Origin of the sequence: Streptomyces taklimakanensis (genome assembly GCF_009709575.1) — a bacterium.
Classification (GTDB): Bacteria; Actinomycetota; Actinomycetes; order Streptomycetales; family Streptomycetaceae; genus Streptomyces; species Streptomyces taklimakanensis.
The window spans coordinates 1,033,974-1,045,353 of sequence record NZ_WIXO01000001.1; the positions used below are offsets into that span (position 1 = coordinate 1,033,974).

Below are 11,380 nucleotides of genomic sequence, written 5' to 3' on the forward strand. Positions count from 1 at the left end.
AACGTTCCACCCACGAGCAACCACCGCAGAACACGCGTCTGCGCAGTGGCCTCTGGACCGGCGCCCGAAGACGACCGGCCGAGAATGCTCCTTAGAAAGGAGGTGATCCAGCCGCACCTTCCGGTACGGCTACCTTGTTACGACTTCGTCCCAATCGCCAGTCCCACCTTCGACGATTCCCTCCCACAAGGGGTTGGGCCACCGGCTTCGGGTGTTACCGACTTTCGTGACGTGACGGGCGGTGTGTACAAGGCCCGGGAACGTATTCACCGCAGCAATGCTGATCTGCGATTACTAGCGACTCCGACTTCATGGGGTCGAGTTGCAGACCCCAATCCGAACTGAGACCGGCTTTTTGAGATTCGCTCCACCTCACGGCATCGCAGCTCATTGTACCGGCCATTGTAGCACGTGTGCAGCCCAAGACATAAGGGGCATGATGACTTGACGTCGTCCCCACCTTCCTCCGAGTTGACCCCGGCAGTCTCCTGTGAGTCCCCATCACCCCGAAAGGCATGCTGGCAACACAGAACAAGGGTTGCGCTCGTTGCGGGACTTAACCCAACATCTCACGACACGAGCTGACGACAGCCATGCACCACCTGTACACCGACCACAAGGGGGGCTCTGTCTCCAGAGCTTTCCGATGTATGTCAAGCCTTGGTAAGGTTCTTCGCGTTGCGTCGAATTAAGCCACATGCTCCGCCGCTTGTGCGGGCCCCCGTCAATTCCTTTGAGTTTTAGCCTTGCGGCCGTACTCCCCAGGCGGGGCACTTAATGCGTTAGCTGCGGCACGGACGACGTGGAATGCCGCCCACACCTAGTGCCCAACGTTTACGGCGTGGACTACCAGGGTATCTAATCCTGTTCGCTCCCCACGCTTTCGCTCCTCAGCGTCAGTATCGGCCCAGAGATCCGCCTTCGCCACCGGTGTTCCTCCTGATATCTGCGCATTTCACCGCTACACCAGGAATTCCGATCTCCCCTACCGAACTCTAGCCTGCCCGTATCGAATGCAGACCCGGAGTTAAGCCCCGGGCTTTCACATCCGACGCGACAGGCCGCCTACGAGCTCTTTACGCCCAATAATTCCGGACAACGCTCGCACCCTACGTATTACCGCGGCTGCTGGCACGTAGTTAGCCGGTGCTTCTTCTGCAGGTACCGTCACTCGCGCTTCTTCCCTGCTGAAAGAGGTTTACAACCCGAAGGCCGTCATCCCTCACGCGGCGTCGCTGCATCAGGCTTGCGCCCATTGTGCAATATTCCCCACTGCTGCCTCCCGTAGGAGTCTGGGCCGTGTCTCAGTCCCAGTGTGGCCGGTCGCCCTCTCAGGCCGGCTACCCGTCGTCGCCTTGGTGGGCCGTCACCCCACCAACCAGCTGATAGGCCGCGGGCTCATCCTGCACCGCCGGAGCTTTCCACCACCACGGATGCCCGCGATGGTCGTATCCGGTATTAGCTCCGGTTTCCCGGAGTTATCCCAGAGTGCAGGGCAGATTGCCCACGTGTTACTCACCCGTTCGCCACTAATCCCCTCCCGAAGGAGGTTCATCGTTCGACTTGCATGTGTTAAGCACGCCGCCAGCGTTCGTCCTGAGCCAGGATCAAACTCTCCGTGAATGCTTCCCGGTACTCCGGGGGTCACATCCGCGGGGAGCGGCGCCACCGGGAGGAATGATCCCGGGGCGCACAGCGTCCTCGCTGTGTGTTTCAAAGGAACCACATCACCGGAACCGACCGGTTCCGACGACGGGGTATCAACATATCTGGCGTTGACTTTTGGCACGCTGTTGAGTTCTCAAGGAACGGACGCTTCCATCGGCACCCCTTCCCGGGGCCCCTCCGGGCGCTTCCCTTCGGTGTGTCCACCACTTTAGCGGATGTTTCCGGCGGCTCATAATCGAGCCATTCGAGTCGGTTTCCCAGCAGTTCTCATGCGACGGAAACGACCCCCGACCGGGGAGTCCGTGAGTGGTGTTGTCCGCTCCGGGCCTCTCTCACGCGACCTGTGCGGTCGCCGTGGATCTCGTCCCGTTCCAGCGGCTCGTCCCACGTTAGACGTCGGACGCCCCCGCGTCAAGCGTGGTCTTGCGTCGACGTGGTTGGTGTGCTCGGTACGGGCTCACGGAGGGATCACCGGTGATCCAGTAGCGCCACGGGTGGAGCGCTCCCTCGCCTCCCACCCCCGTGCGCGGCCCCGCACTCACGCGGTCCGCCGGCACGGGAGCGCCGGCCAGGACCCGGAGAGGGGCACCGGGGTCGTCCCCACAGACGTCGATCCCGTTGAGAATCCGGTCCACCCCCAGGGCCGTGGCCAGACGGGCGGGTCCCTTGGCGAGTTCACTGTCCTTCCGTGCCTTGGGGCGACGTCTGCGCGCGTGCTCGTGGCCGCTCAGCACCTCACCGGCGCGCAACAGCACACCGCTCGCGGTGCCCTCCTCGTCACAGACCAGGTTCAGGCAGTGCCACATGCCGTAGGTGAAGTAGACGTAGGCGTGACCGGGCGGGCCGAACATGACGGCGTTGCGTTCGGTGCGCCCCCGATAGGCGTGCGATCCGGGGTCGATCCGCCCCGCGTACGCCTCGACCTCGGTCAGACGCAGTTCGATCGGCCCGTCGTCGGTCGCGCGGACCAGGACACGTCCGAGCAGGTCCGGCGCGACCTCCAGGACAGGCCGGTCGAAGAAGTCGCGCGGCAGGGGCTTACGGTCTTGGTCGGCCATCACGCCGATCGAGCGTAGTGCAACCGTCGGACGGCGACCGGCGGCAAGCGGCCTCCGTCGCACGGAACCGTCCGGCGGACCGCGTGCGTTTTCAGACATCGACGTCACACACAGGCCGATGCCGGGCCTGGGGGAGGAAGAAGATGGGTTTCAAGAAGCTGTTCGCGAGCGTGGGCATCGGCGGTGCGTCAGTGGAGACGGTGCTGACCGAACCGAACGTGGTGCCGGGCGGTGTCGTCCAGGGCGAGGTCCGCATCCAGGGCGGATCGGTGGCCCAGGAGATCCAGGGCCTGTCGGTCGGCCTCCAGGCCAAGGTCGAGGTCGAGAGCGGCGAGGAGGAGTACACCCGGAACGTCGAGTTCCACCGCATGCCGCTCGGTGGCGCCTTCGAACTCCAGCCGGGAGCGGTGCACACGGTGCCGTTCGGCCTGGAGGTGCCGTGGGAGACCCCGATCACGATGTTCATGGGACGGCACCTGACCGGGATGAACATCGGTGTGACGACGGAGCTGGCCATCGCGAAGGCCGTGGACTCCGGTGACCTCGACCCGGTGAACGTCCACCCTCTCCCCGCTCAGCAGGCGATCCTCGACGCCTTCGGCGCCCTCGGGTTCCGTTTCAAGAGCGCGGACATGGAACAGGGGCACATCCGCGGCACGCGGCAGAAGCTGCCCTTCTACCAGGAGATCGAGTTCCTCGCCCCGCAGCAGTACCGCGGGCTCAACCAGGTGGAGTTGAGCTTCGTCGCGGGCGAGCACGAGATGGACGTCGTGCTGGAGATGGACAAGAAGCCGGGACTGTTCTCCGAGGGCAGCGACACCTACCGCTCCTTCACCGTGGGGCTGTCGAACTTCCGGCAGACCGACTGGGTCGCCTACCTCAACCAGTGGCTGGCCGAGGTCGGCGGCAAGCGGAACTGGTTCTGAGCGACGGCCTCCGCCCCTCCGACGCGCGGGACGGCGTGTCGGGTGGGCGGAGCGGACGACGGACGGGACGGGGAGGGGGATCGTTAGGCTGGCCCGTGCAGCGATGTCACGCTACCGAGGAGGTTTTCCGACGTGACCGAGGAGAAGCGGCCCCCTCTCCCCCACGCCTTCCACCCGCCGGTGCCGTCCTTCACGGTCGTCAGCGACGACGTGTCCGAAGGCGCTCGACTCAAGCCCGACCAGGTGCACGCCGAGGGCAACACCTCCCCGCACCTGCGGTGGGAGGGGTTCCCGGAGGGGACGAAGAGCTTCGCCGTCACCTGCTTCGACCCGGACGCGCCGACCGGCAGCGGTTTCTGGCACTGGTCGGTGTTCGACATCCCGGCGGCCGTGACGGAGTTGCCCGCCGGCGCCGGCACCGGCGAGATGAGGGGGCTGCCCGAGGGCGCGGTACACGTGCGCAACGACTACGGCACCCGGGACTTCGGCGGTGCGGCCCCGCCGCCCGGGGACGGCCCGCACCGCTACGTCTTCACGGTGTACGCCGTGGACACCGAGAAGCTGGGGGTGGACACGGACGCGTCACCCGCCGTGGTGGGGTTCAACCTGCGGTTCCACACGTTGGCGCGTGCCCAGCTGATCGGCGTGTACGAGGTGCCCGCGCAGGGTTGAGCACGGACGGGCACCGAGGTCCGTCCGTCCCGCGCCGTCCGGTGGGGGGTTTCGTCCCGTTGCCCGCCGGACGGCCGCCTCGTACACGCGCCCCGCCCACTCTCCCCTTCCTCCCCCGCCCCCTTCCCCGGCGCCACCCCGGTTCGCGAGGTCTTCCGCGGGCCGTCATCCGGCCGTACGCCCCGCGGCACCCGCCGTACAGGCCGGGGAAATTGCGTTGTTCACCCAGTCGGGCAGCGGCACAGTGGTGCCACCTCGCCGCGGGGGCGGGGCCTGGTCGTCCGGAGGTGGGCGGAATGCGTCGGACGTTGGTGCTCAACGCCGGTTTCGAGCCGCTGTCGACGGTGTCGCTGCGGCGTGCGGTGGTGCTGGTCATGCGGGGCAAGGCCGTTGTGGAGCAGTCGCATCCCGGGTTGCGCGTGCGCGCGGCGCAGGTGGACCTCCCGGTACCGCAGGTGATCAGGCTCCGCAGGTTCGTGCGGGTGCCGTTCCGACAACGGGCGCCGTGGTCGCGGCGCGGTGTGCTCGTGCGGGACGGGTACCGGTGCGCCTACTGCGGGCGGCGCGCGACCACGGTGGACCACATCGTTCCGCGCTCGCACGGGGGCGGCGACACCTGGCTGAACACGGTCGCGGCGTGTGCGCAGGACAATCACCGCAAGGCCGACCGCACTCCCGCGCAGGCCGGGATGCGACTGCTCGTGCAGCCGTTCGAGCCGACTCCGGCGGACGCGTTGGTGCTGGCGCTGGAGCTGCGGGACGGTGAGGCGTTGCCGGAGTGGCTCTCGCCGGCCGTCCCGGCGGGGCCGGCGACCTCGGGGGTGTCGGTTCCCTCGGCGGCCTGAACGGGTCGGCGCGGTGGTCGGTCGGTGTCCGCGGCGGGTCTTCGACGGCCTCAGCCCAGTACGAGCTGGAGGATCGCCACCGTTCCGACCCCCACGATGACCGCGCGGAGGGCGGCCGGCGGCAGCTTGCGTCCCAGTCGGGCGCCGAGCTGGCCCCCGATCGTCGAACCGATCGCGATGAGCAGGACGGCCGTCCAGTCGAAGTCGGCGACGAAGAGGAAGAACACGGCGGCGGTGCCGTTGACGACGGCGCCGAGGATGTTCTTGACGGCGTTGATGCGTTGCAGGTCGTCGCGGATGAGCAACCCCATCAGGGCCAGGTAGATCACGCCCTGGGCGGCGCCGAAGTAGCCACCGTACGCGCTGGCCACGGTCATCCCGCCGAGGAGGACGGGCCCGCCATGGGGGTGTCCGGCGGTCCCGTTGCGTTCGCGGCGACGCTGGACGGCCCGGGACAGGCGGGGCTGGACGATGACGAGCACCAGGGCCAGTCCGATGAGAACGGGGACGATCATGTCGAACGCCGAGGACGGCAGCATGATCAGCAGGGCGGCTCCGACCAGCGCCCCGACGAGGGCCGCGCCGCTCAGCCGCAGCACGCGGTCGCGTTGACCGCGCAGTTCGCGGCGGTAGCCGATGGCACCGCTGATGGAACCGGGCACCAGGCCCAGCGCGTTGGAGACGTTCGCGGTCACCGGGGACAGTCCGACCGCGAGGAGGACCGGGAAGGTGATCAGGGTTCCCGATCCGACGATCGTGTTGATGGTGCCCGCGCCTATTCCGGCCGCGCAGACGGCCACTGCTTCCCAGATGTTCATGCGCGACGCCCCTCGCGGCCGGTCGGTGTCCAGTGCACCGATCATGCCCGAGGGGCGTCGGTCGTGTGCGTCCGGGTGCGGTGTCGTACGCGGGTGGCGTCGTGCGCCGCGGCCGGAACGCGGGGGCCGGAGGGCGGGCCGGGTCAGTCGATGGGGGGCTGCTCGCGGCGCTTGGTCAGGTCGGAGCGTCCGTTGCCGCCGTCGCCGGAGGGGGCCGTCGGCGTGGTGGGGACGGTGGAGGCGTTGCCCAGGTTGCCGAACGCGCCGCCGAGGCCCTTGAGGGCGTCGCCGATCTCGCTGGGCACGATCCAGAGCTTGTTGGCGTCGCCCTCGGCGATCTTCGGGAGCATCTGGAGGTACTGGTAGGCCAGCAGCTTCTGGTCGGGGTCGCCCGCGTGGATGGACTCGAAGACGGTGCGGATGGCCTGGGCCTCGCCCTCGGCGCGCAGTGCGGCGGCCTTGGCCTCACCCTCGGCGCGCAGGATGGAGGACTGCTTCTCGCCCTCGGCGGTGAGGATCTGGGACTGCCTGACGCCTTCGGCCTGGAGGATCGCGGCGCGCTTGTCGCGGTCGGCGCGCATCTGCTTCTCCATCGAGTCCTGGATGGAGGTCGGGGGCTCGATCGCCTTGAGTTCGACGCGGTTGACGCGGATGCCCCACTTGCCGGTGGCCTCGTCCAGGACGCCGCGGAGCGCGGCGTTGATCTCCTCACGGGAGGTGAGGGTGCGCTCCAGGTCCATGCCGCCGATGATGTTGCGCAGGGTGGTGACGGTGAGCTGCTCGATGGCCTGGATGTAGCTGGCGACCTCGTAGGTCGCGGCCCGGGCGTCGGTGACCTGGTAGTAGATGACCGTGTCGATGTTCACCACCAGGTTGTCCTGGGTGATCACCGGCTGCGGCGGGAAGGGGACGACCTGTTCACGCAGGTCGATGCGGTTGCGGATGGTGTCGATGAACGGGACCACGATGTTGAGGCCCGCGTTCAGCGTCCGGGTGTAGCGGCCGAAGCGCTCGACGATCGCGGCACTGGCCTGCGGAATGACCTGGATCGTCTTGATGAGTGCGATGAATACCAGCACCACCAGGATGATCAGCACGATGATGATGGCGTCCATCGTGGCTCCCCCTGCGTCCCTAGGATTTCACGCTGACTGGGCGCTGCCCCGGTACGGCCCGTACGGCCGCCCGCGTGACCGCGCGGTTACCGGCTATCACATCACGACGGCGGTCGCTCCGTCGATCTCCACCACGTCGACCTGCTGCCCCGGTTCGTAGGAGGCGTCGGTGTCGAGGGCGCGGGCGGACCAGATCTCGCCGGCGAGCTTGATCCGTCCCCCGTCCCCGTCGACCCTCTCCAGAACGACGGCCTGACGGCCCTTGAGGGCGTCGACGCCCGTCCGGTGTTCGACCCGTTGGCGCTGGGAGCGTCTGGCCACGGGGCGCACGACGAGGACGAGCGCGACCGACACCAGCGCGAAGACCACCACCTGGGCCGCCACTCCCCCGCCCAGCCCCGCGACGACCGCGGCGGCGACGGCCCCCACCGCGAACATGCCGAACTCGGGCATGGCCGTCAGTACGAGCGGGATCCCGAGTCCTACCGCGGCTATCAGCCACCACACCCATGCGTCCACAGGGTCATGGTAGGGCCGTGGTCACCCGAGTGGGAGACCCTGAGCCGTCCAGCGGCCGGCGTTGTACTCCACGACCAGTGGCAGGCCGAAGCAGCGCGAGAGGTTGGCGGAGGTCAGCTCCGTCTCGACCGGCCCGGCGCTGAGCACCTTGCCCTGCCGGATCATCAGCACGTGGGTGAAGCCCGGGGGGATCTCCTCGACGTGGTGGGTCACCATGATCATCGAAGGGGCGTAGGGGTCACGGGCCAGCCGCCCCAGCCGACGGACCAGGTCCTCGCGGCCGCCGAGGTCGAGCCCGGCGGCGGGCTCGTCCAGGAGGAGCAGCTCGGGGTCGGTCATCATCGCGCGGGCGATCTGGGTGCGCTTGCGCTCGCCCTCCGAGAGGGTGCCGAACTTCCGGTCCAGGTAGGCGTTCATGCCGAGCCGGTCCAGGAAGGCCAGGGCGCGCTCCTCGTCGACGGCCTCGTAGTGCTCGCGCCAGCCGGCGGTCATGCCGTAGGCGGCGGTGAGGACCGTCTGCAGGACGGTCTGGTTGCGCGGCAGCTTGTCGGCGAGCGCGCTGCCCGCCATGCCGATGCGGGGGCGCAGTTCGAAGACGTCGACGGCACCGAGCCGCTCGCCGAGGATGGTGGCGGTGCCGGAGGTCGGGAAGAGGTAGCTGGAGGCGATGTTGAGGAGAGTGGTCTTGCCGGCGCCGTTGGGGCCCAGGATCACCCAGCGCTCGCCTTCCTTCACCGACCAGGAGACGTCCTCCACCAGAGCCCGGCCTTCGCGGACCACGGATACGTCCACCAGCTCCAGTACATCGCTCATGGCGCGTCGTCTCCCAATGCAGTCGCAGCGTTCGCCTGTGCCTGTGGGCACAGTCCCCAGGGAAAACCTACGCCACGTCCGGCGCCGCGCTGTCCTTAGGCTGGGGGCATGCTGGACGAACCTCGCTCCGGGCGGCTGACTGCCTGGGGAAACGCCCTATTCGCCGGACTGGTCCCCCCTGACGACGCCGTGTCGCGCATCGTGGACGACGATGCCGTGCACCGGGTGGCGGATCTGCCGGACGAGCCGGGGGAGGTGGGCCTCTCCCTCGCGCTCGGCCGGCTGCGCGCCCTGGGGGCGTACGGACTGCGGCTGGCCCTGCCCGCGCCGGGACATCCGCTGGGGCTCAGCGGGCCGCCGGAGTTCAACGCCCGTGCGCTGGACGTCGGGGAGGCGGTGGTGGCCTCGGGGGCGGCGCTGGGGCTGGTGCCGGAGACGGCCGACCGAGGATCCGGGGAGGGCGGACGGGGACGCGCCGAAGTGGTGTGGCGCTGCCTGCCGGTGCGGGAGGCGCCGCCCGCGGACGTGCCGTCGCTGGGGGAGGCCGAACGGGAGCTGGCGGAGGCGCTGCGCGAGGCGACGGAGGTTCTGACGCGGTTGGACGTGGCCGGATCCGGGCCGGTGGCGGACGCGGCCCTGGCGGCCTACCGGGCGCGCGCGGAGGCGGGCCGCCGGCTGCTGGCGCCGGGATACCCGCCCCGCGCGGTGCGGGTGCTGGAGCTGGCGCAGCGGGTGGCCGCGCTGGTGGAGATCGCGCACGGGTCGGAGCACGGCGGCGCGGTGAGCGCCGCGGCGATGGCGGCGCGGTCGCAGGCGCTGCGTCCGGTGGAGCGGACGGCGCGGCGGGCGAAGGTGGCGGCGTACAACGCGTACGTGGAGGAGCGCGAGCGGCGCTGAGGTCGGTCGCACGGTCGGGACCGGACCGGCCTGTCGCCGGGGCGTCGAGGGCTCGGGAGGGGGCGGGGAGCGGCCCGTGCCCGCGCCGGCGGTTCGGCCGACCCGTCGCGGCCGACACCACGGCCGACGCCACGGCGGGTCCCGGTCAGCCGGTCACGCCGTGCCGGACCGCCCACAGCGCGGCCTGCGTGCGGTCGGCGAGGTCCAGCTTCATCAGGATGTTGGACACGTGTGTCTTGACCGTCTTCTCGGACAGCACCAGGCGCCGTGCGATCTCCCGGTTGGAGCGCCCGTCGGCGATGAGGGCGAGCACCTGGCGTTCCCGCTCGGTCAGGGTGGTGCCCCGCCCCGACCCGCCCGCCTCCTCCTGGGAGAGCAGGGCCCGCGCGATCTCCTCCTGGAGCAGGACGTGACCGGCGTGCACGGAGCGGATCGCCGCGGCCAGCGCGTCGGGGTCGATGTCCTTGTGGAGATAGCCGGCCGCCCCGGCGCGCAGGGCGGGGACGACGGTGCGTCGCTCGGTGAAGCTGGTGACGACCAGCACCCTGGCGGGGTTGCCCGTCTCCCGCAGCGCGCGCAGCGCCTCGACGCCGTCGGTGCCGGGCATCTTCACGTCCATCAGCACGACGTCCGGCCTCAGCTCCTCGGCGCGGGCCACTCCCCCGGCCCCGTCGGCGGCCTCGCCGACCACCTCGATGTCGTCCTGGACCTCCAGGAAGGTGCGCAGGCCCCGGCGCACGACCTGGTGGTCGTCCACCAGCAGGACCCTGATCGTGTCAGTCACCGGGTACCTCCATCTCCACCGCGGTGCCCTTGCCGGGCTCCGACTCCACCGTCAGGGTGCCGCCGACCGCGGCCGCCCGGTCCCGCATCGACACCAGGCCCAGGTGACGTCCGGCGCCGCGGACCGCCGCGGGGTCGAAACCGCGTCCGTCGTCGGCCACTCGCAGGACGACGGCGGTACCGCGTCGGACGAGGGAGACCGCGACACGTTCGGCGCCGGAGTGCCGCAGGGCGTTGTGCAGGGCCTCCTGGGCCACGCGCAGCATCGCCTCCTCCCGGTCCGCGGGCAGTGCCCTCACCTCCTGACTGTCGAAGGTGAGGGAGGCCCCGTGCGCCCGATCCAGCACCCGCACCTGGGAGTGCAGGGCGGCGACCAGGCCGTCGTCCTCCAGCGCCGCCGGGCGCAGGTCGACGACGGTGGACCGCAGCTCGTCGGCGGCCTCGGCGGCCAGTGCCGCCACCTGGCGCAGCTCCTCCTTGGCCCGGGCGGGGTCCCGGTCGACCAGCGTGCCGGCGGCCTGGGCGGTGAGCCGCAGGGAGAACAGCTTCTGCGAGACGGCGTCGTGCAGTTCGTGGGCGATGCGGGCGCGCTCCCCGGCGATGGTCAGTTCGCGGCTGCGCTCGTGGAGGCGGGCGTTGGTCAGCGCGATGGCGGCGTGCTCGGCGAGGACGCGCAGCAGCTCCTCGTCCTCCTCGGTGAAGCCGCACTCGCCCGCCGGATGCCCGTGCGGTCGGTCGGCCGTCCCGCGTTTGTTGGCGAGGAAGAGGGCGCCGAGCACCTCCTCGCCGTCGGCCACCGGCATGCCCAGGAAGTCGGCCAGCTCCGGGTGGGCCGCCGGCCAGCCCTGGAAACGGGGGTCGAGACGGACGTCGGCGAGCCGCTGCGGGGCGGCGTCGCGCAGCATGGCGGCGAGGACGCCGTGCTGACGGGGCAGTGGTCCGATCGCCTTCCACTGCTCGTCGTCGACCCCGGCGACGACGAACCGAGCGAAGCCGCCGCGGTCGTCGGAGACGCCGAGCGCGGCGTACTCGGCGTCCAGGAGGTCGCGGGCGGAGGTGACGATCGTCTGCAGGACGTCACGCACCGTCAGTTGCCGGTTCATGGCCAGCAGCGCGGCGCTGACGGCCGCGAGCCCGGTTCGGGAGCGCATGCGGCCACGGTACCGGCGGGCACCGGGGGCCGGATCGGTCCGCCGGACCCGCCGGCCGGGCGGTGGTCGTAGGACTTCCGGCCCCCGTCGGGGTCGTCGTGCCGCGGGGCGCCGC

General features: G+C 70.1%; 11 protein-coding genes and 1 rRNA gene. 4 read left to right on the forward strand and 8 right to left on the reverse strand.

The window, feature by feature from the left end:
• Positions 1-95: 95 nt before the first annotated feature.
• A 16S ribosomal RNA gene (locus F0L17_RS04620) occupies positions 96-1,623 on the reverse strand.
• Between the two features lie 434 nt (positions 1,624-2,057).
• Positions 2,058-2,729, reverse strand: coding sequence for a DNA-3-methyladenine glycosylase (locus F0L17_RS04625; protein ID WP_162465790.1), 672 nt, complete (start codon positions 2,727-2,729; stop codon positions 2,058-2,060).
• Positions 2,730-2,869: 140 nt separating this feature from the next.
• On the opposite strand from F0L17_RS04625, the gene F0L17_RS04630 reads away from it, so the two are divergent.
• From F0L17_RS04630 to F0L17_RS04640, 3 genes are all read left to right on the forward strand, one after another.
• Positions 2,870-3,652, forward strand: a complete 783-nt coding sequence (locus F0L17_RS04630; protein WP_155070073.1) for a sporulation protein — start codon at positions 2,870-2,872, stop codon at positions 3,650-3,652.
• 132 nt (positions 3,653-3,784) lie between these two features.
• Positions 3,785-4,324, forward strand: a complete 540-nt coding sequence (locus tag F0L17_RS04635; RefSeq protein ID WP_162465791.1) for a YbhB/YbcL family Raf kinase inhibitor-like protein — start codon at positions 3,785-3,787, stop codon at positions 4,322-4,324.
• Between the two features lie 296 nt (positions 4,325-4,620).
• Positions 4,621-5,169: an HNH endonuclease gene (locus F0L17_RS04640; protein ID WP_155070074.1), complete on the forward strand. Its 549-nt coding sequence runs from the start codon at positions 4,621-4,623 to the stop codon at positions 5,167-5,169.
• A gap of 50 nt (positions 5,170-5,219) precedes the next feature.
• Here the strand turns inward: F0L17_RS04640 and F0L17_RS04645 are convergent, their stop codons facing one another.
• From F0L17_RS04645 to F0L17_RS04660, 4 genes are all read right to left on the reverse strand, one after another.
• Positions 5,220-5,987, reverse strand: a complete 768-nt coding sequence (locus F0L17_RS04645) for a sulfite exporter TauE/SafE family protein (RefSeq protein WP_155070075.1) — start codon at positions 5,985-5,987, stop codon at positions 5,220-5,222.
• 143 nt (positions 5,988-6,130) lie between these two features.
• Complete coding sequence (locus F0L17_RS04650; protein WP_155070076.1) at positions 6,131-7,102, reverse strand: SPFH domain-containing protein; 972 nt, start codon at positions 7,100-7,102, stop codon at positions 6,131-6,133.
• Positions 7,103-7,198: 96 nt separating this feature from the next.
• On the reverse strand, positions 7,199-7,621 hold the full coding sequence (locus tag F0L17_RS04655; protein WP_162465792.1) for an NfeD family protein: 423 nt from the start codon (positions 7,619-7,621) through the stop codon (positions 7,199-7,201).
• 21 nt (positions 7,622-7,642) lie between these two features.
• On the reverse strand, positions 7,643-8,434 hold the full coding sequence (locus F0L17_RS04660) for an ABC transporter ATP-binding protein (protein ID WP_155070077.1): 792 nt from the start codon (positions 8,432-8,434) through the stop codon (positions 7,643-7,645).
• Positions 8,435-8,542: 108 nt separating this feature from the next.
• On the opposite strand from F0L17_RS04660, the gene F0L17_RS04665 reads away from it, so the two are divergent.
• On the forward strand, positions 8,543-9,331 hold the full coding sequence (locus F0L17_RS04665; RefSeq protein ID WP_155070078.1) for a hypothetical protein: 789 nt from the start codon (positions 8,543-8,545) through the stop codon (positions 9,329-9,331).
• Positions 9,332-9,476: 145 nt separating this feature from the next.
• Here the strand turns inward: F0L17_RS04665 and F0L17_RS04670 are convergent, their stop codons facing one another.
• Entirely contained in the window at positions 9,477-10,115 is a 639-nt protein-coding gene (locus tag F0L17_RS04670) for a response regulator (protein ID WP_162465793.1), read from the reverse strand.
• Positions 10,108-11,265 (reverse strand): GAF domain-containing sensor histidine kinase, encoded by a 1,158-nt coding sequence (locus tag F0L17_RS04675; RefSeq protein ID WP_155070079.1) that lies wholly within the window; start codon positions 11,263-11,265, stop codon positions 10,108-10,110. Before F0L17_RS04675 ends, F0L17_RS04670 begins: the two co-directional genes overlap by 8 nt.
• Positions 11,266-11,380: the final 115 nt, after the last annotated feature.